Here is a 20,829-nt window from a genome sequence, read left to right as displayed (position 1 = left end):
CATTGTATTAACCAATGTATATGGAACTGAATATGGCGGATTTATCAATTAAAAAACTGTCATTATGGTCATTAACCTCTTTGGTAGTAGGTTCCATGATCGGTGCTGGCATTTTTTCTTTACCTGCTACATTTGGCCGTGCAACCGGAGGGTTCGGTGCCATTATTGCCTGGATTATTGCGGGGGGAGGGATGCTCGCGCTGGCTTTTGTATTCCAGACGTTAGCACAACGTAAGCCTGATCTGGACTCTGGCGTTTATATTTATGCTAAAACGGGTTTTGGTGATTATGCTGGCTTCGCTTCTGCAATTGGTTTTTGGGCTGGAGCCTGTATTGGCAGCGTATCCTATTTTGTTTTGATCAAATCCACACTGGGGGCTTTTTTCCCGATATTTGGTGATGGTAATACATTATTGGCCGTTTTGATTGCTTCATGTATCTTGTGGAGTTTTCATTTTATGGTGCTGCGCGGTATCAAAGAAGCCGCGGCGATTAATACTATAGCCACGTTTGCTAAAGTTATTCCGATATTTATCTTTGTTATCGTGCTGGCATTTGCCTTTCGCACTGACACTTTTGCATTGAATTTCTGGGGTAGTGATGCGTTGGGCGCTGTGGGGGATCTCTCCCATCTTGATGATTATGGCTATACCGGCCATGCGGCGCTGGAAATAGGCGCGACATCCCAATCTTTATTCTCGCAGGTTCGTAGCACAATGCTGGTCACGGTATTTGTATTCGTGGGTATTGAAGGGGCGAGTGTATATTCCCGCTATGCCAAGGATAGAAAGCACGTTGGTATCGCAACGGTATTGGGCTTTATTGGTGTGCTATGCCTGTTGGTATTGGTCACCATGCTCTCTTATGGTGTGCTGCTGCGCCCGGAGCTTGCAGCTTTACGCCAGCCTTCAATGGCCGGTGTATTGGAGCATATTGTTGGCCGCTGGGGAGCGATATTTATCAGTGTTGGCCTGATTATTTCGGTCATGGGCGCTTATCTGTCCTGGACGCTGCTGGCGGCTGAAGCGCTATATTCTGCCGCGAAAAGCGACATCATGCCGCAGATATTTGCAACCGAGAATAAGCGTGGAGTGCCTTCAGCAGCCGTGTGGATGTCGAATATTTTCATCCAGTTATTCTTAATTGTCACTCTCTTTACTGAATATGCTTTCCAACTTGCTCTGGAATTAACCAGTTCACTGGTTTTGATCCCGTATCTTTTGGTTGCCGCTTATGGGCTGAAACTTGCCTGGACTCAGGAAACTTACCTGCCTGGCTCATCCAGCCATAAAAAAGATCTCATCCTTGCATTGATAGCAACGCTATATGCGCTATTAATGGTCTATGCGGGTGGCCTGAAGTATATCTTGTTATCGGCGGTGATTTACGGCCCAGGAACTATGTTGTTCATTATTGCAAAGCGTGAGCAGAATAAACCCGTATTTATGCCGATTGAAAAGTGCCTTTTTGCGGTGGCAATTATTGCTGCCACTGCTGCGATATACAGTCTGGCGACGGGCATTATCTCGGTATAATGGCGATTCGATCTATCTATGTCGCGTTACGATTCGGCTGTTTATCGCGAAACGGTTAAATGAAGTACGTGGCATCGTGTGCTCTTTCTAGAGGTCAAAATACTTAATAGTTATTAATGTGTCTGTCTAATGCCTTTAACTTTACAATGGATGGGCTTGATCTATAACGCAGACTACGACAGGATCGTGTGGTTATAACTCAATATTGAAATGGTCTGATGTTCTTTTATCACTGACGGTATTTGATAATAAGCACGATTCTTCTTATGCGAGTTGTGGCTGATGAGCGTTCATTTGCAGGTATTGCTTTGAAAAAACAAAAAGATATCGCCCAAGGTAGTGATTACCCCACGGGCATTGGCGATGCGCAGTTTGCGCTCGTGGTTTTACTAACAACATCATGTTTGCTGATTGCAATGACCTTGATTGCGATCCTGTGGTTGATTTGATGAACTACAGATATTAGGGAGACTATGTGGATAAGAGTTTGTTTGATGATAATAAAGTCATCGCACTGATTGGTTTATTGATGGCTGCACTCATCGTCGTTAGCGTAATGTTTGTGATGACGTACATGGCTGATCGTCAACGTAACGAAGTACAATTCATCGATGTGCAAAATTGCTACAAAAAGGACTGAAGGGTATTATTCGCCGGATTGCACTTGTACGCATCTCAGGCGAAATGAGGAATAGCGGCATGTCATGCTAGCTTCTGATTAATCGCATGCAGTGGTAGTGCGATATTCAGATCAATATCTGTATTTTGTCTGAAGTCATACGGCGTTATGCCGTAGCGTTTTCTGAACATGTATGTAAAGTGTGACTGTGAGCCAAAGCCAAAATCCAAAGCAATATCGAAAATAGTGCTCTCACTGCTTCTTAGTTGATAAACGGCTCCCGCCAAACGCCTTTCTCTGATGTACTTACCTAGTGATACGCCGGTAACTTCTTTGAATATTTTTTGCATATGCCAAAGTGAATAGCCTGAGTAAGCAGCTAGCTCTTCGAGGTAGATGACCCTTCCTAAGTGGGTTTCGACCCATTTACTGAGGGCGCAGACTAACGCGAGATGATTTTCTTGTGACATTTTTTAGTCTGTTTTTTCTGATTGAGAGTATTGCATTATACACAAGTTGAATCGAACAACACAAAACACTGAACCGGCCATTAAGGTGTAGAATGCACAAAAAAGACTTTTCAGTCAGGGTTTGGCAAAAGCGTTATCTGGTGCCATAGTAAAGACGTTGTACCATCTGAAAAGAGCATTTATTGGGGATTTAAAGGCTAAGTTTGGAAAAATAGAAATCAAGAATGATGAGGTGATCGCATGTTGATAACAGTGATTATGACTCTGATAGCGGTTGTGGGCGTGACCGTCTTTCTAAAGATGCCAGTAATGGTCTTGCATAACAGCAAAGGTGCTGGAGGGGATGAACTGTGAGAATAGGAAGATTGTGATTGGTATGAATGTAATGACACTTTCTGGAACCAGGTGATTGATAGCTATCAAACCTGGTTTTTTTACGCCCCAATTCCGCCCCAAAAGATCTATACAGCATTTCTCTTCGAACCAAGCCAGTCAATGACACATAGGACTAAGGAAATCTGTCTATTAGCGTGATATCCTTAAAAATATTATTTTGATGGAATTATTTATGTCTGAAATGTTCACTAATGACCAAGAGCTAGTCTCTGACTTGGTTGCTTGCCAACTAGTCATTAAGCAGATCCTTGATGTTATTGATGTTATTGCACCGGCTGAGATACGCGATAAAATGTCACATCAGCTCAAAACTATTGATTTCTCCACACATCCTGTCGGTGCAGACCCTGTGACCAAGCGGGCGATAGAAAAAGCAATTGCACTCATTGACATGAAGTTCACACAAAAGTAGCGCATGGCCCATCGGTATCGTAACGATGGGGTGCTGTAGCTGTAATGGAATGAGAATTCGCACTACAGTGTGCTGCGGGCTTATAACAAGCCCGCAGCACAGTTATTCGAACACATTATTGCCTATCTTCTTGAACAATGGGCAGTTAGTTATACCGATAATGCCATTTTCGCCATTGATATATTGGGCTGTAGCGACATTTCTGGCGGTTAGATACTTACACTGCAAACCGATGCCAGCAGCATTTTTTTCACTACCAATAAGTACGCCGTAACCTGAAAAGAGCAGGGCGAGGTAGATAATGGCGATTACCAGTAACACGCGGAATAGACTCATGTAATCACTCCAGATAATTAACTTTGCTTTTTTCTAAACAGTGTACTTAACAGTTTAGATTGTAATGATGTGTTAGTTAATAGTAAAAATCCTAAATAATATTGATTTATAAGCTTAAAAAGTCATATGCTAGAAGAAAATGCTGTTGGTGATATATTCAACATGAGTAATTACATCTTGGCTATAAATGGTTCATGTCTAATGCAGTATAATTAGAAAAAATGTTGAGAAAGGTGCCTGATTTGAACATAAAAAAACTTGTTGCGGCGGTTGCTATCATTGCCGTTTGTTGCTTGTTTTATCTATTAGCTCTTGACAGCTACTGCGATCAGGGCGGGGGCTTCTCTACCGGTATTTGTACTATTACGACAATTATTCCTTGGTAACGGTAGATTGCTGCTCGTTTATTTAATTTTAAGGAGAAATTATCCCACTTAGTTATTATTAATCATGTTATTCGTCATTCTCTGATTCACCTTTATAGTGGGCAGAGTGATAAGATAGTGCCTTCCTCATGCATGTAATAGGGTAGTCAATGTTGGATACAAATATGGGCGCTTTCGGGATCGCCTCCATCGCTTTGTCACTGCTTATCGTTATTTTCCTCTTAATAGTTTGGTTCTTTTTGAGTCGCGCCAGTGTACGAGCGAATGAACAAGTTAGTTTATTGCAAGAGATAGCCGAACAGCAAAAACGGCAAACAGAATTGCTTAATGCATTGTTGGAAAATGCCACCGGTGTCAAGGTTGGGCAAGACGATGAAGATGTTGTTTCCCCGCTCGACTTCAAAGGCTTTATTCCGGAAAGATAATTTTCCGATTCTGGCACTGCTATCTTGCAGTGTCAGCTAATTCCGGCCCCCCTTATCAATAAAAAATAAACCCCGTCATTTGTCATAAATCTGTCTTATTCTCACCGTAATGTAGCCATGACTTTTCATAGAATCGGTGACTTAAGATGATTAAATGGTATGAAGAAAGTGACAGTGAAGTGAATCGAGGGATTGCGCTGCTAACCGGTGAGGACCCCGGTAAGTGGTATCCTTACGGCGGTATTAAGGGCAAGGATTACTGTAAGAATCCCTCCGATGCATGGCCTATTATTTATGCCAACAAGATTGGTATTTATTCCCCCGATGTTAATGACAATAATCAGTGGAATGCCCGAATGACTAATCCGCAAGGTGAATGGCAGGCTTATAGCCAAAGCCCGTTGCGTGCCGCCATGATTTGTTATCTGCTCAGCCAGGATGTTTGAACAGATAAGTGACTATTTTCAGCAAGAATGTCTATCCCACGCGTATTTTACTGGTGAGGGAATAGCGATGAATAACAGATCTGTTACTGATCTTCTGGGGCTGATGATGAAACGTATTATTAAAGGGGATTTAAATTTGTCTCACTTGGTCATTGCTCATGCCGCGATTGACCATCATCAAAAATCTTATGGTGAGCGGCGTCAAGGCTGGCCTTCAACTTATCTTATTCGTTACAAAAATAATCGTGTTGCTGTTGAAGTTGTTACCCGACGTCAGTCTTATGTCGCAACATTAATGATTGGTGCTCGTAATCTGAGTAAACTCTGTGGTGTTGCGGCATTGTTGCCTTGATTAGCTCAAGTTTATGGCATGGATTCATGCTGCCCTTGCTCAATGAAACGAATTACTTAAATTAATTAAATTTATAGATGCCTATCCAACAGGCATCAAACTACCTTTATCCTTGATGCTGGCGGGTTTAAGTGTTAAAAAACCGCCGCAGATTCATTTATGAAACGCACTGTGTCATGGGTGCGGCAGAGGATAGGATGGAAGAGCAGTTGCAGGATTCAACGCTAAAACGCGGTTTAAAAAATAGACACATTCAGCTTATTGCTTTGGGTGGGGCGATAGGTACCGGATTATTCTTAGGGATAGCGCAGACCATCAAAATGGCTGGCCCCTCGGTAATCCTGGGTTATGCCATTGGCGGTTTTATCGCATTTCTCATCATGCGGCAGCTCGGTGAAATGGTTGTTGAAGAACCTGTTGCCGGTTCATTTAGCCATTTTGCCTATAAATACTGGGGTGATTTTGCCGGTTTCTTATCCGGTTGGAATTACTGGGCCATGTTTATCCTGGTGGGTATGGCTGAACTGACTGCGGTGGGGATCTATATTCAATATTGGTGGCCGGAGATACCCACATGGGTTTCAGCCGCAGTGTTCTTTGTTCTGATTAATGCCATCAATTTAATAAACGTTCGCATGTTCGGTGAGACTGAATTCTGGTTCGCTATCATAAAAGTTGCGGCTATTATCGGTATGATTGTGTTCGGTGCTTATTTGTTGGCATCAGGCTCCGGTGGGCCGGGCGCTTCAGTGACTAACCTCTGGGCACAAGGCGGTTTTATGCCTCATGGCCTTGGCGGTTTGGTGATGGCGATGGCGGTCATTATGTTTTCTTTCGGCGGACTGGAAATGGTGGGTATCACTGCCGCAGAGGCAGAAGATCCGCAGCACAGCATTCCAAAAGCAACCAATCAAGTGGTTTACCGTATCCTGATTTTTTATATCGGCTCGCTGACGGTGCTGCTCTCCCTTTATCCGTGGGGCAATGTCGTGGAAGGCGGTAGCCCGTTTGTGATGATCTTCCATGCACTGGACAGCAATCTGGTCGCCACCATCCTGAATGTAGTGGTTCTGACAGCGGCGCTATCGGTATACAACAGTGGTGTGTATTGCAACAGCCGAATGCTGTTTGGCCTGGCATCGCAAGGTAATGCACCTAAGTTGCTGACCAAAGTGAATAAACGCGGTGTGCCTATCTTGTCCATTGCGCTCTCAGCATTGGCTACCTCAGCCGGTGTGGTGATTAACTATGTCATGCCGGGTAAAGCTTTCGAGCTATTGATGGCTCTGGTGGTATCGACGCTAGTTATCAATTGGGTAATGATTTGTCTGGCTCACCTGAAATTCCGCGCGGCCAAGATGAAAGAGGGGAGCGAACCACGCTTTAAAGCCTTGTGGTACCCTTACGGTAATTATCTGTGCCTGGTATTTCTTGCCTTCATTCTGGTCATTATGTATCTCACTGAGGGGGTTCAGATCTCAGTGTTAATGATGCCCGTTTGGGTCGTATTATTATGGTGTGGTTTTATCCTCACCCGCCGCAAACATAAAAATAGATTAACTGAAGTTAATGATTCAAATGCAGTCTAGCCGGTTAGCAATAAGGCGATAGCACAGCCGGATATGTGTACAGCATATCCGGCTATTTAAATCAAAGAACGTATCAGGTCTAATATCTTTTTGTTTACAGCACAGTGTCAAATTAGTAAAAAGTTAAGCGTATTTTAATAGACAAACATCGTTGCACTGATTTGGATCGTTGACGCTAATTGATATTAATTCCTAACACCCCCCATAGCCACGTTTATAATATGGTTATAAGTGGGGTAAGTAGTTTAATAAAATCTTCAATTAGAATTGCCAACGCATCCAGGTAAACAAGACATTTCCGTTATTATGAGTGCCAGGTATATAGGTGGTTTGTAAGGCAAACTTATTATACTCAATTGAAAGCAATGGTAATGGCAACGGAATTGGGATGTAATGATACTCATGACGAGCCGTGATACTGGCCGTAAATCCTACACCAAAACGCCACCCGTCCATCTCACCGGGTATCCACATCTTTTGATAGCCGTATCCTATGATTGGCTCAACTTCGTTGTGTGAATCCATAAACGCCATCGCATAGACTGCGTGCCAGTTGTTATCCTCATCATAGCGATACTTACCATAACCGATGCCCCACGGCCGCTCGTTGTATGACGCTATCTTGTCATCATCATAGGTCCAGCGGTTATGCCAGGTGTTCAGTGGGATATACAGCTCCTGATTAGGGGAGTCCCAGGCGAGGGAGATATTGCGCATCAGACGCTGCCACAAGTTGCCATTGTCGGTGAGATCCGTCGGCTCATGAGCAACAGAGGGTTGGGTGGCTAGTGGGGCAGTCTCTGCCAGAGCGGGTAACACCAAGCCGTACGATAACCCACTCAACATGCAGGTGCTGATAATGTGTTTATAATTCATGATGTAGATCTCTGATGCTGATAAGGGAAATAAGATCTCTGTGCATCAGACAATCTTGGTACTTATCAAAGGTGTATTGTCAATTAACACATAATTTATAATTAAGTAGAGGATATAACCCTAAACCTAAACGATTCTATAACGAAAAGGTAATATAGAGTTTAAAACTGTGCGACAGAGTAATTAAAACTCAAGAATAGCACATCAAGAAATATCCGACTTTTTATTTTTAAGCACGAAATGCCAGCGAAACGAGTGATTTGATCGGGTTCAAAAGTGACTAATAAATCATTATTACCCGTATATTTATACCTGTTTTTTGAAGCATGAACGCACCATTTTAGTGCGTCATAGCTTGTGAATAGATTTTATTAAACGATTCTAACATCAGAACTTGTCATTAAGATAATTATGTTTTAATAATTCATATGTCTATTTATTATTCATCTTTACTTTTTAGATAAATGTCTTATCGGACTTTACATTCATTACTGATTTCTTATTTTTTGAAAAGAAGACAAACAAAGTTTTAACGAATTTAAATAATAAGTGACATTATTCATCTATAGATAATAACCTGAGGTTAAGTAAGGGGTTAGCTCATCGAAAACAAACGTCTATAAACGATAGGTGGATTGAGAAGGGTGTTCATTCATACAGATTATATATTCAATTTTTATATATTTAATGCTAATAAAGTTTATGCAATCCGTTTTTCTTACCTAATATCTTAACTATAGAATGGAAGGTGGTGACGTAAGCAGTATTATAAAAAAAGTTAGATTAAATGTTAAAAAACAGCAAGAAAGCACAATGTGACAGTATAATAAAATAGAGCAGAAAATACGATAACCTTCAACAAATTTTGGCATATTTACGCATTTTTTATGTGTAATAGTTTTAAATATGTGCGACAGGTTCACCCTTCATTAAAAATGGCTTGCCATCGAATACAGAGTATGTGATAACGCATATGGGTAAAACGAGGTACAGTTCTGTATATGTGTGGCATTTTCAGTAAAGAAGTTCTGAGTAAAGACGTTAGCGTTGAATACCGCTTCTCTGCCGATCCTTATCTTAGTGCCTCAAGCAGTAACGACTCTAGTTTGTCTATGTAAACGCCTACGGGCGAGTTAAACAATCCAAAGGAAATACTCAAGATGGCAAAGATCAAAGGTCAAGTTAAGTGGTTCAACGAGTCTAAAGGTTTCGGTTTCATCACTCCAGCTGACGGCAGCAAAGATGTGTTCGTACACTTCTCTGCAATCCAGGGTAATGGCTTCAAAACCCTGGCTGAAGGCCAGAACGTAGAGTTCGAAATCCAAGACGGTCAGAAAGGTCCGTCTGCAGTAAACGTTACTGCAATCTAACCAGCTCTTTTGCTGTTAAAAACCCGCCTTTGTGCGGGTTTTTTCGGTTCAGTCACTTGTTTACGTTAAAAAATAGCAGAACCGCTATCCACCTATTAAGGCAATATAATCAAGCCGGAATATTGATTGCGGCCTTTAATTCCGGGGTGATGGGGGTTAATAGCCTGTTGCTGGCAGGTTCGGCGAAAGCTGGTGTATTTGAACTGTGCTTGAGTGCCCGCCTCTGTTGCCGTCGTCGTGCATATAGTGCAACTGCCCACCCGGTCAATAAGCAAAATCCCTGCGCTGCGTAATTGGTCTTCGGCAATAGCCGCCAGATTAAGGTGGCGAAAACGTGGCGTAATGATATTTCTCGCCATCGGCAATTCATCAATAAAGCGTTCGACCAACTCTTCATTAACTTGATAACAGCAGGGGCGGGCGGCAGGCCCAATAGCGGCCACCCAATTAGCTGGCTCGTCATCGCGGGAAATACGCTCGATCATACGTAAAACAATGCCATCCAATAACCCACGCCATCCGGCATGAACAACCGCGATTCCTTTCCCCTGGCGCTGACTGAAGATAATCGGCAAGCAATCTGCTGTCAGCACGGTTAATAAGATGCCGGGCTGAGCGGTATAAAGCCCATCAGCTTCGCCACACTGTTGCCCTGGTTCTGTTACATCAATAATGGTCGTACCATGAACCTGCTTTTTATTGGCCTGAGAAGCCTGATAAGGCTGTAGGCACTCAGGTAATAATACGGATTTACTCCCAAAACCGTGGCGTATTGCTGTGATTTGGCTAAGTTGTGGTGAAAAATCGATCATAAGGCTTACCTGAGAGAGAAAAAGTGCTCACTCAGTGTAAGCCGATTTTTAAGTTGTTGACCAGTCACCTTTTCTGATAAAAAGCACGGTTAGCGAATTGTTGCAAAATAACGCATCTTGTATCACTGTTTTATCTCAGTTTTCACTGGAGATGGGGTCTAATGACGGCTATGTAAGTGGCGACCATTCAGGATTGATCCCAGTGATCTCTAAAGTAAAAAATGACAATAACAACTTTATCCGCTGGCGTTTTAGCTTGCTATGCGGGGCTATTTTCATGTCGTTGGCCGGCCTGTTAGCTCGCGTTGCTTGGTTACAAGTTATTGAGCCTGATCCGTTAGTCAAAGAAGAAGATATGCGTTCATTGCGGGTGGTGGTAACGCAGAATTCGCGAGGCATGATTACTGACCGTAACGGGCAGCCGCTGGCGGTCAGTGTGCCGGTTGAGGCCATTTGGGCTGATCCGAAAATCGTGCTTGAGCAAGGTGGCGCGGGCAATTCAGCGCGTTGGCAGGCGTTAGCCCAAGCGTTAAATTTACCGTTAGATTACTTAATCAACCGGATTAACCAAGCGCCAGCCGCCCGTTTTATCTATCTGGCAAGGCAGGTAGAACCGGATGTTGCCGATTATATTCAACGACTTAAACTGCCTGGTATCGCGACAAAAGCCGAATCACGCCGCTTTTATCCTGCCGGTGATATTGCCGCCAATCTGGTGGGTTTCACCAATATTGATGCTCAAGGCATTGAAGGTGTTGAAAAAAGCTTTAACTCACTACTAAATGGCACCGCAGGGAGCCGTGTCGTGCGTAAAGATCGTTTTGGCCGAGTGGTCGAGGATATTTCTTCTACCGATAGCCATCCGGCACAGAATGTTCAACTGAGCATTGATGAGCGGTTACAGGCAGAAGCCTCACATGCGCTGACGAATGCCGTAATGTTTAATAAGGCCGACTCTGGTTCAGCTATTGTGATTGATGTTCATACCGGCGAGGTATTAGCGATGGCTAACTATCCTCTCTTTAATCCCAATAATCGTGCCGCCACGCCGGAAGAGAATTTCCGTAATCGGGCTATCAGTGACATTTTTGAACCCGGTTCGACCGTGAAACCGATGGTGGTAATGACCGCATTACAGCGGCATCTGGTACAACCAGATACGGTGCTGGATACTCACCCTTATATCCTCAGTGGCCACCAAATTAAAGATGTGGCGCTTTACCCAGCACTGTCGTTGACCGGTGTTTTGCAAAAGTCGAGTGATGTCGGCGTGTCTCGTCTGGCCTTGGCCATGCCCGCTTCCGCACTGATACAAACCTATAGCTTGTTTGGTTTAGGCAAACCGACTCAGTTGGGCCTGACCGGTGAAAGCCGCGGTTTGATGCCCCACCGCCAGCGTTGGAGCGATTTAGACCGTGCAACATTTTCTTTTGGTTACGGCCTGATGGTGACGCCACTGCAACTGGCTCGGGTGTACGCCACTATCGGTAGCTTCGGCATCTACCGGCCATTATCGATAACAAAGGTTGATCCGCCGGTCTTGGGGACGCAGGTCTTTCCGCAAGCCTTGGTTCGTCAGGTTGAGCACATGATGGAAAGTGTCGCGCTACCAGGAGGTGGTGGTATTAAAGCTGCAGTCAGAGGGTATCGGGTGGCGGTTAAAACCGGTACCGCCAAGAAGATCGGCCTTAATGGGCAGTATGTGAATAAATATATTGCTTATACCGCCGGTGTTGCCCCAGCCAGCCAGCCGCGATTTGCTTTGGTGGTGGTCATTAATAACCCACAAGGCGGTAAGTATTACGGTGGGGCAGTTTCGGCTCCGGTATTTAGCGATATTATGGGGCAAATATTGCGTACCATGAATGTTGCACCGGATGCCATTCCCTCCGATGGGACTCGCCACAGCTAATCTCAAGTGATTACTAGGATAACTTGTGTAACAGGCCGGTGGCAGCTTGCAACAAAGGGTGTGCTTCTTTAGACTAACGCCGCATCTGCCCGCTATTCTGGCGGTTATTTATCTGTTATCTGGAACTTTCAACCATGTCTTATCAATGCCCCCTTTGTCATCAGGTCTTGCAGCTAAACCAGCAGCAATGGCGTTGCAGCAATAATCATCAATTTGATTGCGCCAAAGAGGGTTATGTCAATTTAATGCCGGTGCAGCATAAAGGTTCAAAGCAACCCGGAGACAGCCCTGAGATGATGCAGGCGCGGCGGGCATTTTTGGATGCGGGTTATTACCAACCCTTACAACAGCGGGTGGCCGAAATACTCGATGAGGCATTGCCGCTTGATGCCACCATGCTACTGGATATCGGTTGTGGTGAGGGCTATTACACTGCCGCCGTAGCTGACCGGTTAAACCGAGTGCGGCAAATGGCTGTTTTCGGCCTCGATGTAGCCAAAGTCGCGGTAAAATATGGGGCCAAGCGCTACCCTAAGGTTAACTTCTGTGTTGCATCCAGTCACCGCCTGCCTTTTGCCAATGCAACACTTGATGCGATGTTACGTATTTATGCGCCTTGCAAAGCAGCAGAACTGGCCCGCACTATCAAGCCCGGTGGGATTGTGGTCACTGTAGCACCCGGTCCACGTCACCTTTATCAGCTTAAAGCCCTTATTTATTCTGAAGTGCAGCTCCATGCGGATAATGAAGAGCATCTGGAAGGGTTCGAACGGGTCAGTAGTGAAAGGCTGGCTTATGAAATGAAGTTGCCTGGTAAACAAGGTTTTAATTTATTGCAGATGACACCTTTCGCCTGGCGCGCCTCTATCGAGTGTGGACAGGCATTGGCCGCCCGACAATCTTTTGTCTGCGAAACGGATTTTGTTATTGCGCTACATCGCCGCAAAGAACGGGATGCGATCGAGTGCGAGTAAGAGCTTGCTCTGGCCTGTCAATGGCAGGCCTCGAATGCATAACTTTGTATAAATTCAGTATTAAACTCATGCCACACCGTGGGCGGAATAAATGGCATTATCATATTAATGAAGAATGTCCCTGATGAAGAATAAATAACACACTTAACTCAAATTTATAAGTTTATATATTACAGGTTTGTTATTTTAGATCCAGATTGCGCCATGTTCGCCCTCCGGACTCCGTTACAAGAACAGAGGGAACGAAGCGTATTCCCTCAGCAATTTTTAGTGCTAAATCAGCAACTTCTTGTTTATTCGATATACCACTCTCATAATTGAACTCTCCTTCAGGTAATTTATAGATTTTCTCTCTACCTATCAGGCGGGTAAAGCCTGCATCGACCATTTTTTTATTAAGTGCCTCATAGTCGCCATCCACTGCATTATGCAAAACGATACTGACCGTGAAGTACGGCATATCTTCCCTTCAAAGTTATCAGATGATGAACTTTATATATCACAGCGTAATTAGCGATATTTTGATCAGCATCTACTTGCTGAGCAAGCAGTGAAAATAACCGTATAAACAGCAGGGTGCCACGCGTTGATCGCAGGCAATTTTCGCCATGTCGTTACCTGTAGTTATCATCTGTATTACATGCTTTATTCAATCCATTCACGTCATCAAAAAAAAACAATAATTTATATGCTGAATTGCGGAAATGCTTGCATTGAGAAGTGTTATACGGATAATCCTGAATCCTTATAATAAGCATTCTCATTAGTGATATATTTGCAAACTTCAGGGGCATTAACACGATGAATCAGGCAACATCTCGTAGCATCGATCAGAGGCGGCTTGCACCGCGCCTATTGTGCGTCATGATCGGTGCAGCATTAGGCACCTTATCGGCTTCGGCATGGTCTGCTACTGCCGCTGAAAATACAGCTAAAAGCACGAAAAATACCACGACTACTGCGGATAAAACTGCAACCGAGAACGTTGCAAAAACTGACACCATTACTGTCGTCGGCACTCAGGAAACTTTCCGGGCCGGTGGCAATGATTTAATTCCAACCTATTTAGATGGTCAGGTGGCGAATGGTGGCCGTATTGGTTTCCTTGGGCAGCAAGACGCGCGCAACGTGCCATTTAACGTGATTAGTTACACCTCTAAGATGATTGAGGATCAGCAGGCAAATACTATTGCTGATGTGGTTAAAAATGACGCGTCAGTGCAGAATGTGCGCGGTTACGGTAACCCGTCACAAAACTATCGCATTCGTGGTTACAACCTCGATGGCGATGATATTTCATTCGGTGGTCTGTTCGGCGTGTTACCACGCCAGATAGTCTCTACCAGCATGGTTGAGCGAGTTGAAGTATTTAAAGGTGCTAATGCCTTTATTAACGGTATTTCCCCAAGCGGCAGCGGGGTAGGCGGGATGATCAATCTGGAACCTAAACGCGCCGGTGATACACCACTGACTCGCGTCAGCTTAGATTATGAATCTGCCTCACAAATTGGTGGTGGGCTGGATATTGGCCGCCGTTATGGCGATGACGACCAATTTGGTGTACGGGTAAACGTATTGCATCGCGAAGGTGAAACAGCGATTAACGATGAGAAAAATCGTCTGACCGCCATTTCGACCGGTCTTGATTACCGCGGTGACCGCGCGCGGACCTCATTGGATGTGGGTTATCAGAAGCAAACTATTCATCATATGCGTACTGATGTCGCCATTGGTGGCGCGACAGTGATACCAGAACCGCCATCAAATTCTTTAAACTACGGTCAGTCGTGGGTGTATACCGATATGGAGACCACCTTCGGTATGCTGCGCAGTGAGTATGATGTCAGCCAGAACTGGACGGTCTATGGTTCCGTGGGTGCCAGCCGTAATGAAGAAACCGGTCAGTATGGTTCGCCATCTCTGACCAGCGCCAATAATGGTGATGCCACGATTTCTCGTCTGTATGTGCCGTATGTTGCTGATTCTGTTGCCGGTCTGGGGGGGGTTCGGGGTCATTTTGATACTGGCTTCGTTACGCACAAAGTCAATCTGGGTTATGCCGCTAACTATCGTACGGCTAAATCAGCCTTTAACATGTCAGAACCTGTAGAAACTAACATCTATAATCCGGGTCTAATTCTCTTCCCACCGACGTCAAGTAATCCAATTTATTTTAGCGCAAATCAGGATCCGCAGTTGAATAGTCAGGTTCGTGCTTCGGGGCTTTCATTGTCTGATACCTTATCGATGATGGATGACAAAGTATCATTGATGCTGGGTGTGCGCCGTCAGGAAGTCACCGTTCGCAACTTCGACAGCGGAGTGCCAAATAGCGCAGGTTCACTGGATGCGATGAAGGTCACGCCAATTTACGGCATCATGGTCAAGCCGTGGGAGAAAGTCTCTCTGTATGCTAACCACATTGAAGCGTTAGGGCCGGGCAAATCCGCGCCTTATCAATTTAATGGCAAGCCGGTGGTTAACGCAGGTCAAATTCCGGGCATTATTCATTCCAAACAGAATGAGATCGGTGTGAAGTTTGATAACCAACGCTACGGTGGTACGTTGGCTCTGTTTGAAATCACCCGACCAACGGGTATGGTTGATCCAGCGACTAACGTCTATGGTTTCTACGGCGAACAACGCAACCGCGGTATTGAGCTGAATGTATTCGGCGAACCGGTATTTGGTACCCGTCTGTTAGCGAGCGCAACGTGGTTAGACCCTAAACTGACCAAAGCGGCTGACAGTGCCAATAACGGCAATGATGCCGTCGGTGTTGCCAACTACCAGTTAGTGTTTGGCGGCGAATATGATATTCCTGTGGTTGAAGGCCTGACCGCAACCGGTACAGTAGTGCGCTCTGGTTCCCAATATGCCAACGAAGCCAATACCTTGAAACTGAAACCTTGGACGCGTCTGGACTTGGGCGTGCGTTATACCATGCCAATGAAAGATACTAGCCTGACATGGCGTGCTAACGTTGAGAACGTGACCAACGAACGTTACTGGGAGTCGGTTGAAGATTCTGGCACTTACATCTATCAGGGCGACCCACGAGCACTGAAATTATCAGTCTCAATGGATTTCTAATACTGAATTGATATTTGCCGATAGTTGATAGAATAAAAACCCCGCAGTTCTCCACGAACGCGGGGTTTATTTTTTATCTGGGCTTTATTTTACCGTGAGAATAAAAGCTCTTCGCCACTAGGCGAGGCGATAGATGTGCTCGTAAAGGATATTAAAGCCGATACCTATCAGCACAATGCCACCGATAATTTCCGCGCGTTTACCCAGCAGCGGGCCAATATAGCGGCCAATCAGCATCCCGAGTGTTGCCATAATCATGGTGGCTAACCCAATCGCCATTGCGGTGTGAACAATGTTCACTTGCAGGAATGCCAAACCAACACCAATGGCCATAGCATCAAGGCTGGTGGCAATCGCGGTCATGACTAATACCCCGAAGCTGTGGCTGCGCATTTTTTCGCTTTCTTCGACCTGCTGTTTTGCGCCTTCAAATATCATGCGGCATCCGAGAATAAACAGCAGACTGAAAGCAATCCAGTGATCCCATTCCAGAATATACTGGCTGGCAAACAGGCCGATACACCAGCCAATGAGCGGAGTTATCGCTTCTATTACGCCAAATATCAGACCTGTGCGGATAGCTTCTCTAAAGCGAGGTTTGTGCAGGCTAGCGCCTTTACCAATTGATGCGGCAAATGCGTCCATAGACATAGCAAAAGCAAGAATAAGTGTTGCAGATAGATTCATAGAAATAGACTCGGCCGGGCGGCTCCATATACACGTAACCCACCCCCAACCTAACGACGGAGCTACGTGTCTATGGTCTCGCCAACCTTACCAAGGCTGCCCGCACCACGCTTCAATAGATGAAACGAGTATGTTGATACGGGCGTTTCTGCTTATCAACATATCCGCTGATATATTGCACAGAAACCGGCTACTCCCCATGAACGGCGCAACCTTAACATATAAATTATTATATTCACAACCCCAAATAGAATAAGGTATATCAATTGATATTGATAATGATTTTCATTAACGCAGGATTAGCAAGAATAGAGTATATAAGCATCAATAACGGTGTGGAAATAAGCGCTGGGGGACGTTTGTATTTTGCTGGGAAATTAATCAATCAAGTTGTTAGTTAATTGATTTCATTCCCAGTTGTTATTTTTATGATTGATTTTCAAGGAAAAAATTATAAATTCTTTCCAGGTCATCTAATTGTTTAACTTGGATCAGTAACCGACGCTGTTCTAACTGAATCACTAAAATGCCATCTTCAGATAAATTCATACTTTTTATCCGATGGTATTCAATAAAGGTATTGGCGTAGAAGAAACCTGTATTTTTTAACAATAACTTGGGCCAGCGAATGTAAGAAATATAGACTGCAATTAACGCTAAACCTAACAATAAATAAGTGGTTAAGGCAGCACCGTGCGCCATGACATTATTGTAAATAAGGATGCCAATTAATCCGACAAAGATAGCGCAATCGAGTCTACTTTTACGTTTCAGGTGAATTTGTAGCCGGGTTTTACCTTTCATCATGTTCATGATGAATTCATCGAAGATGGCATAAGCTAGCAGTAGGGCGATAAAAACCACGAGGATGGCATCAGTAACCGACATGCAAAAACTCCTAACATACCCTTTATCTTGCAAATTGCAGGTGTATTTTCCGCCATCCTGCACTGTGAAATTTATTAGGTATGGGTATATATCCGAAATAAAAAACCGGAGGTTATTCCCCCGGTTTTGCTCAATCTAACCGTAGAATTATGGTGCCAGGAAGCCAATCCAGTAGCCGAAGATACCGATGGCAAAGAAGCCCATAATGATCCACAGTGCGTTAACTTTACGGCGTAATAACCACATGCAGCCGAAGGTTAATAGTAATGGCACCAAGCCTGGCATCAACTGGTCAAGAATGGTTTGTACCGTAGTGACAGTGGTTTCACCCGCTTGATTGGTTATTTTGGACACCACCACCGGAATGTTGACGTGTGTCCATTTGTTGACCAAAGCCCCCATAACAAAGAGGCCGAGGATAGACGCCCCTTCCGTCAGTTTTTGTAGCAGGCCACCGTCCATATCGCTGACGATATTGACGCCTTTTTTGTAGCCGTAGGCCACACCGTAATAACGCGTCAGCAAACGAACCAGGTTAAACAGAACAAAGAACAGCAACGGGCCAAGCAAGCTACCGCTCATCGCGATACCGGCACCGAGCGCCGCCAATACCGGGCGCACCGTACCCCAGAATATAGGATCACCCACACCGGCCAGCGGCCCCATCAGACCGACTTTGATCCCGTTGATTGCTGCATCGTCAATCTCTGCACCATTGGCTCTCTGTTCTTCCATCGCCAGCGTGACACCCAGAATTGGGGCGGCCACGAAGGGTTGGGTGTTGAAGAATTCCAAATGGCGTTTGATTGCCTGTTTGCGCTCTTCCGAATTCTCCGGATACAGGCGACGAATGGCCGGTACCATAGAGAAGCAGAAACCCAGCGCCTGCATACGTTCGAAGTTCCACGACCCTTGGAAGAGGTTAGAGCGGATAAACACACCGCGGATATCGGCGGGCGTGAGTTTCTTTTCACCAGTCGTTGTTTTATCAACACTGGTTTTATCAAGCACAGTTGTTGTATCAACCATTTCTCTCACCTTTTCCTAGTCTAATTCGTTATCAAGATCATTATTTGACGGGCCAGACTGTACAACTTGAGACTTGTTGTATTTCGGGCTGAGCTGGATATACAGCAAGGCCATAACCACGCCAATAACACCCAAGGCCACCAGGTTGAAGTTGGTGAATGCGGCAGTGACGAAACCTAAGTAGAAGAATGGCATCAGGTAGCCAGCACGCATCATGTTGATAACCATGGCGTAACCGACTACGACGATCATACCACCGGCAATGTTCAAGCCACTGGTAACCACATCAGGAATCGAGCTGAGCAGCATCTGAACTTCAGATGTCCCAACAGACAGGGCAACGATCAGGGCAGGGATAGCGATACGCATCGCCTGCAAGAACAGGGCAGAAATGTGGATCCAGGTTATCGCGCGTAGGCTGCCACGTTCGGCGGCACCATCGGCGGCGTGTTGGAAGGCCACGGTAATGGTACGAACGATGATGGTTAATACCTGACCGGCTGCCGCCAACGGAATTGCCAGAGCAATACCGGCACCGATGTCTTGACCACCAGCAATAACCAGAATGGTCGAAATAATTGACGCTAGCGCGGCATCAGGTGCGACAGCAGCACCGATGTTCATCCAGCCGAGCGCGATCATTTCTAAGGTACCGCCGATAATAATACCGGTTTTCATATCACCTAGAACCAGACCTACCAGAGTACAAGCAACGAGAGGGCGGTGAAATTGGAACTCATCCAGAATGGAACCCATCCCGGCGATACAGGCAACGATAAATATCAGCACAATCTGAAGAGTAGTGATCTCCATTGTACTTCTCCTATGACCAAAAAAGCTGAGTAAAATAACCGTGTTCCAAAACAGAACAGGGCATTACCTTTCTACGTGTTTTTAATAAAGCTATTTATTAAGTTTGCTGATTAAATCCATCATCTTGAGTCGGCTATCCGAAGAGACTTTACGCACTTCCAGCTCAATACCACGCGCATTGAGTTTATTAAAAGCTTCAATATCTTTTTCATCAACGGAGACCGCATTATTCACCTGGGTTTTACCCTGACGGAATGCCATACCACCGATATTGACTGACTTGATGTCTACACCACCCTCAACCATACGCACGACGTCAGTTGGGTTAGTAAATAACAGCATGACCCTGTCTTTGGCATATTTCGGGTTGTCATAGACGCGAATCGCTTTTTCAACATCAACGACGTGCGCGGTGACGCCGGGAGGAGCAACTTGTTTTAGCAAGGTGCTACGCATTTTGTCGGCAGCAACTTCGTCGCTGACGACAATAATACGATTTACGTTAGTTTCTTTGGTCCAGCGGGTGGCGACCTGACCATGTATCAAACGGTCATCAATGCGCGCCAATCCGATCTTCATATGATCATTCGGGCCTAAAGCGACGGCAGGAGCTGCGGCAGCTTTACGTGCAGCGGCAGGGGATTGCGGGAGAGCGGTAGCCACATCAGGGTTAACCGTTTTTAATGCTTTCACGCCCTCACGACCGGTTTCCACCGCGACTGCAACCAATTGGGCAAATGATGGATCATCATCACGCGCCATAAAGGTTTCAGCCAACATTGGAATGTTAACCCCGGTGACGACCTCATAGTTCTCTTTATCGATAGCAATGCGGCTGGCGGCATTAAACGGGCTGCCACCCCAGGTATCAACCAGGAATAAAACACCTTTACTGGTGTCTAATCCGGTCAACTTACCGTCGTATTTTTCAATCAACGTTTCGGCATTCTCACCTGGGACGAAATCGATATAAGCGACATTACTTTGCTCGCCTAAAATCATTTCAGCTGTCTTTAGCAGTTGTTCTGCCGCAGCCCCATGTGTGCCAATGATAATAGCTATACTCACTCGCTACCCCCTCTGTTAACTCAGAATTGAGTTCTCACACGTACAGAAAAATCACTTTGACCAAAACTACTTTCACCAAAAACACTTCGGTTCACATTGAATCCATTAATGATAGCCGCAATATTGTCTTACCACCGCCGATTTAGTCATAACATCAATGAATCGATTCAGGTGTATGTTCCAAAGTTATTGGATGGGATTTATTTTAGTCAGTGAAAAAATAAATTATGTGACGCTGTTCATTTATTCAGACATGTTATGAATGATTTAGCTTACTTGGATAATTAAACGTCACTTAAGTGAGCAGGATCATGGTCGGACGAGCGGTTTTGTTTAACGAG

Annotated in this window: 24 protein-coding genes and 1 riboswitch; of the genes, 14 read left to right on the top strand and 10 right to left on the bottom strand. The window is 45.0% G+C overall.

The window, feature by feature from the left end; translation table 11 throughout:
• Positions 1–32 precede the first annotated feature (32 nt).
• From AT01_RS04085 to AT01_RS22020, 3 genes are all read left to right on the top strand, one after another.
• On the top strand, positions 33–1,535 hold the full coding sequence (locus tag AT01_RS04085; RefSeq protein WP_042546187.1) for an amino acid permease: 1,503 nt from the start codon (positions 33–35) through the stop codon (positions 1,533–1,535).
• 266 nt (positions 1,536–1,801) lie between these two features.
• Positions 1,802–1,984: a hypothetical protein gene (locus AT01_RS04080; RefSeq protein ID WP_042546186.1), complete on the top strand. Its 183-nt coding sequence runs from the start codon at positions 1,802–1,804 to the stop codon at positions 1,982–1,984.
• Between the two features lie 26 nt (positions 1,985–2,010).
• Positions 2,011–2,175: a hypothetical protein gene (locus AT01_RS22020; RefSeq protein WP_004701652.1), complete on the top strand. Its 165-nt coding sequence runs from the start codon at positions 2,011–2,013 to the stop codon at positions 2,173–2,175.
• 62 nt (positions 2,176–2,237) lie between these two features.
• On the opposite strand, the gene AT01_RS04070 is transcribed toward AT01_RS22020, so the two are convergent.
• Positions 2,238–2,624: a helix-turn-helix domain-containing protein gene (locus AT01_RS04070; protein WP_042546185.1), complete on the bottom strand. Its 387-nt coding sequence runs from the start codon at positions 2,622–2,624 to the stop codon at positions 2,238–2,240.
• 568 nt (positions 2,625–3,192) lie between these two features.
• Between AT01_RS04070 and AT01_RS04060 the strand changes: the two genes are divergently transcribed.
• The gene (locus AT01_RS04060; RefSeq protein ID WP_042546183.1) at positions 3,193–3,432 is read left to right on the top strand and encodes a DUF2766 family protein; all 240 of its coding nucleotides are present in this window, start codon (positions 3,193–3,195) and stop codon (positions 3,430–3,432) included.
• 102 nt (positions 3,433–3,534) lie between these two features.
• Here AT01_RS04060 and AT01_RS04055 read toward each other — a convergent pair whose 3' ends face one another.
• Complete coding sequence (locus tag AT01_RS04055) at positions 3,535–3,768, bottom strand: YobH family protein (RefSeq protein WP_042546182.1); 234 nt, start codon at positions 3,766–3,768, stop codon at positions 3,535–3,537.
• A 242-nt stretch (positions 3,769–4,010) separates the two neighbouring features.
• Here AT01_RS04055 and mgrB point away from each other — a divergent pair, with 242 nt between their 5' ends.
• The 5 genes from mgrB to AT01_RS04035 all read left to right on the top strand — a co-directional run bounded on the left by mgrB (position 4,011) and on the right by AT01_RS04035 (position 6,966).
• Positions 4,011–4,154: a PhoP/PhoQ regulator MgrB gene (gene mgrB / locus AT01_RS22465; protein ID WP_071841563.1), complete on the top strand. Its 144-nt coding sequence runs from the start codon at positions 4,011–4,013 to the stop codon at positions 4,152–4,154.
• 149 nt (positions 4,155–4,303) lie between these two features.
• Entirely contained in the window at positions 4,304–4,579 is a 276-nt protein-coding gene (locus AT01_RS04050) for a YebO family protein (protein ID WP_042546181.1), read from the top strand.
• 146 nt (positions 4,580–4,725) lie between these two features.
• Positions 4,726–5,025 carry a phage protein NinX family protein gene (locus AT01_RS04045; protein WP_004701661.1) on the top strand — a complete coding sequence of 100 codons (300 nt, stop codon included), beginning with the start codon at positions 4,726–4,728 and terminating at the stop codon, positions 5,023–5,025.
• A 106-nt stretch (positions 5,026–5,131) separates the two neighbouring features.
• The gene (locus tag AT01_RS04040) at positions 5,132–5,377 is read left to right on the top strand and encodes a DUF4060 family protein (protein WP_042548489.1); all 246 of its coding nucleotides are present in this window, start codon (positions 5,132–5,134) and stop codon (positions 5,375–5,377) included.
• A 197-nt stretch (positions 5,378–5,574) separates the two neighbouring features.
• Positions 5,575–6,966, top strand: a complete 1,392-nt coding sequence (locus AT01_RS04035; RefSeq protein ID WP_042546180.1) for an amino acid permease — start codon at positions 5,575–5,577, stop codon at positions 6,964–6,966.
• Between the two features lie 261 nt (positions 6,967–7,227).
• On the opposite strand, the gene pagP is transcribed toward AT01_RS04035, so the two are convergent.
• Positions 7,228–7,842 carry a lipid IV(A) palmitoyltransferase PagP gene (gene pagP, locus AT01_RS04030; protein ID WP_004701668.1) on the bottom strand — a complete coding sequence of 205 codons (615 nt, stop codon included), beginning with the start codon at positions 7,840–7,842 and terminating at the stop codon, positions 7,228–7,230.
• A gap of 1,001 nt (positions 7,843–8,843) precedes the next feature.
• On the opposite strand from pagP, the gene AT01_RS04025 reads away from it, so the two are divergent.
• A complete protein-coding gene (locus AT01_RS04025; protein WP_002211058.1) occupies positions 8,844–8,960 on the top strand; it encodes a DUF2627 domain-containing protein in 117 nt (38 codons plus the stop codon).
• A 42-nt stretch (positions 8,961–9,002) separates the two neighbouring features.
• Positions 9,003–9,212, top strand: coding sequence for a transcription antiterminator/RNA stability regulator CspE (gene cspE / locus AT01_RS04020; RefSeq protein WP_002221949.1), 210 nt, complete (start codon positions 9,003–9,005; stop codon positions 9,210–9,212).
• 95 nt (positions 9,213–9,307) lie between these two features.
• On the opposite strand, the gene pgeF is transcribed toward cspE, so the two are convergent.
• Positions 9,308–10,024 carry a peptidoglycan editing factor PgeF gene (pgeF, locus tag AT01_RS04015; RefSeq protein WP_042546179.1) on the bottom strand — a complete coding sequence of 239 codons (717 nt, stop codon included), beginning with the start codon at positions 10,022–10,024 and terminating at the stop codon, positions 9,308–9,310.
• A 202-nt stretch (positions 10,025–10,226) separates the two neighbouring features.
• Here pgeF and ftsI point away from each other — a divergent pair, with 202 nt between their 5' ends.
• Together ftsI and rlmA are read left to right on the top strand one after the other, a co-directional pair.
• Positions 10,227–11,936, top strand: a complete 1,710-nt coding sequence (gene ftsI / locus AT01_RS04010) for a peptidoglycan glycosyltransferase FtsI (protein WP_042546178.1) — start codon at positions 10,227–10,229, stop codon at positions 11,934–11,936.
• A 134-nt stretch (positions 11,937–12,070) separates the two neighbouring features.
• Positions 12,071–12,910, top strand: coding sequence for a 23S rRNA (guanine(745)-N(1))-methyltransferase (rlmA, locus tag AT01_RS04005; protein ID WP_042546177.1), 840 nt, complete (start codon positions 12,071–12,073; stop codon positions 12,908–12,910).
• Positions 12,911–13,091: 181 nt separating this feature from the next.
• On the opposite strand, the gene AT01_RS04000 is transcribed toward rlmA, so the two are convergent.
• On the bottom strand, positions 13,092–13,370 hold the full coding sequence (locus AT01_RS04000) for a hypothetical protein (RefSeq protein WP_004701701.1): 279 nt from the start codon (positions 13,368–13,370) through the stop codon (positions 13,092–13,094).
• Positions 13,371–13,711: 341 nt separating this feature from the next.
• Here AT01_RS04000 and AT01_RS03995 point away from each other — a divergent pair, with 341 nt between their 5' ends.
• On the top strand, positions 13,712–16,003 hold the full coding sequence (locus AT01_RS03995; protein ID WP_042546176.1) for a TonB-dependent receptor: 2,292 nt from the start codon (positions 13,712–13,714) through the stop codon (positions 16,001–16,003).
• 117 nt (positions 16,004–16,120) lie between these two features.
• Here AT01_RS03995 and mntP read toward each other — a convergent pair whose 3' ends face one another.
• From mntP to manX, 5 genes are all read right to left on the bottom strand, one after another.
• Positions 16,121–16,690, bottom strand: coding sequence for a manganese efflux pump MntP (gene mntP / locus AT01_RS03990; RefSeq protein ID WP_004701706.1), 570 nt, complete (start codon positions 16,688–16,690; stop codon positions 16,121–16,123).
• A gap of 6 nt (positions 16,691–16,696) precedes the next feature.
• A riboswitch (yybP-ykoY riboswitch) is annotated at positions 16,697–16,901 on the bottom strand.
• 215 nt (positions 16,902–17,116) lie between these two features.
• A complete protein-coding gene (locus tag AT01_RS03985; RefSeq protein WP_042546175.1) occupies positions 17,117–17,578 on the bottom strand; it encodes a DUF986 family protein in 462 nt (153 codons plus the stop codon).
• Between the two features lie 147 nt (positions 17,579–17,725).
• Complete coding sequence (locus AT01_RS03980; protein WP_004701712.1) at positions 17,726–18,607, bottom strand: PTS mannose transporter subunit IID; 882 nt, start codon at positions 18,605–18,607, stop codon at positions 17,726–17,728.
• Positions 18,608–18,622: 15 nt separating this feature from the next.
• The gene (locus AT01_RS03975; protein WP_004701713.1) at positions 18,623–19,420 is read right to left on the bottom strand and encodes a PTS mannose/fructose/sorbose transporter subunit IIC; all 798 of its coding nucleotides are present in this window, start codon (positions 19,418–19,420) and stop codon (positions 18,623–18,625) included.
• Positions 19,421–19,510: 90 nt separating this feature from the next.
• Entirely contained in the window at positions 19,511–20,488 is a 978-nt protein-coding gene (manX, locus tag AT01_RS03970) for a PTS mannose transporter subunit IIAB (protein WP_042546174.1), read from the bottom strand.
• Positions 20,489–20,829 lie beyond the last annotated feature (341 nt).

The sequence above is a fragment of the Yersinia aldovae 670-83 genome (genome assembly GCF_000834395.1).
Classification (GTDB): Bacteria; Pseudomonadota; Gammaproteobacteria; order Enterobacterales; family Enterobacteriaceae; genus Yersinia; species Yersinia aldovae.
The sequence above is the reverse complement of the archived record's forward strand: the minus strand, read 5'-3'. Positions and strand labels throughout refer to the sequence as shown.

Coding starts and splice junctions, on each gene's coding strand:
- AT01_RS04085 (WP_042546187.1), top strand. CDS start 33: ATGGCGGATTTATCAATTAAAAAACTGTCATTATGGTCATTAACCTCT.
- AT01_RS04080 (WP_042546186.1), top strand. CDS start 1,802: ATGCGAGTTGTGGCTGATGAGCGTTCATTTGCAGGTATTGCTTTGAAA.
- AT01_RS04070 (WP_042546185.1), bottom strand. CDS start 2,624: ATGTCACAAGAAAATCATCTCGCGTTAGTCTGCGCCCTCAGTAAATGG.
- AT01_RS04060 (WP_042546183.1), top strand. CDS start 3,193: ATGTCTGAAATGTTCACTAATGACCAAGAGCTAGTCTCTGACTTGGTT.
- AT01_RS04055 (WP_042546182.1), bottom strand. CDS start 3,768: ATGAGTCTATTCCGCGTGTTACTGGTAATCGCCATTATCTACCTCGCC.
- AT01_RS04050 (WP_042546181.1), top strand. CDS start 4,304: ATGTTGGATACAAATATGGGCGCTTTCGGGATCGCCTCCATCGCTTTG.
- AT01_RS04045 (WP_004701661.1), top strand. CDS start 4,726: ATGATTAAATGGTATGAAGAAAGTGACAGTGAAGTGAATCGAGGGATT.
- AT01_RS04040 (WP_042548489.1), top strand. CDS start 5,132: ATGAAACGTATTATTAAAGGGGATTTAAATTTGTCTCACTTGGTCATT.
- AT01_RS04035 (WP_042546180.1), top strand. CDS start 5,575: ATGGAAGAGCAGTTGCAGGATTCAACGCTAAAACGCGGTTTAAAAAAT.
- pagP (WP_004701668.1), bottom strand. CDS start 7,842: ATGAATTATAAACACATTATCAGCACCTGCATGTTGAGTGGGTTATCG.
- AT01_RS04025 (WP_002211058.1), top strand. CDS start 8,844: ATGTGTGGCATTTTCAGTAAAGAAGTTCTGAGTAAAGACGTTAGCGTT.
- cspE (WP_002221949.1), top strand. CDS start 9,003: ATGGCAAAGATCAAAGGTCAAGTTAAGTGGTTCAACGAGTCTAAAGGT.
- pgeF (WP_042546179.1), bottom strand. CDS start 10,024: ATGATCGATTTTTCACCACAACTTAGCCAAATCACAGCAATACGCCAC.
- rlmA (WP_042546177.1), top strand. CDS start 12,071: ATGTCTTATCAATGCCCCCTTTGTCATCAGGTCTTGCAGCTAAACCAG.
- AT01_RS04000 (WP_004701701.1), bottom strand. CDS start 13,370: ATGCCGTACTTCACGGTCAGTATCGTTTTGCATAATGCAGTGGATGGC.
- AT01_RS03995 (WP_042546176.1), top strand. CDS start 13,712: ATGAATCAGGCAACATCTCGTAGCATCGATCAGAGGCGGCTTGCACCG.
- mntP (WP_004701706.1), bottom strand. CDS start 16,690: ATGAATCTATCTGCAACACTTATTCTTGCTTTTGCTATGTCTATGGAC.
- AT01_RS03985 (WP_042546175.1), bottom strand. CDS start 17,578: ATGTCGGTTACTGATGCCATCCTCGTGGTTTTTATCGCCCTACTGCTA.
- AT01_RS03980 (WP_004701712.1), bottom strand. CDS start 18,607: ATGGTTGATACAACAACTGTGCTTGATAAAACCAGTGTTGATAAAACA.
- AT01_RS03975 (WP_004701713.1), bottom strand. CDS start 19,420: ATGGAGATCACTACTCTTCAGATTGTGCTGATATTTATCGTTGCCTGT.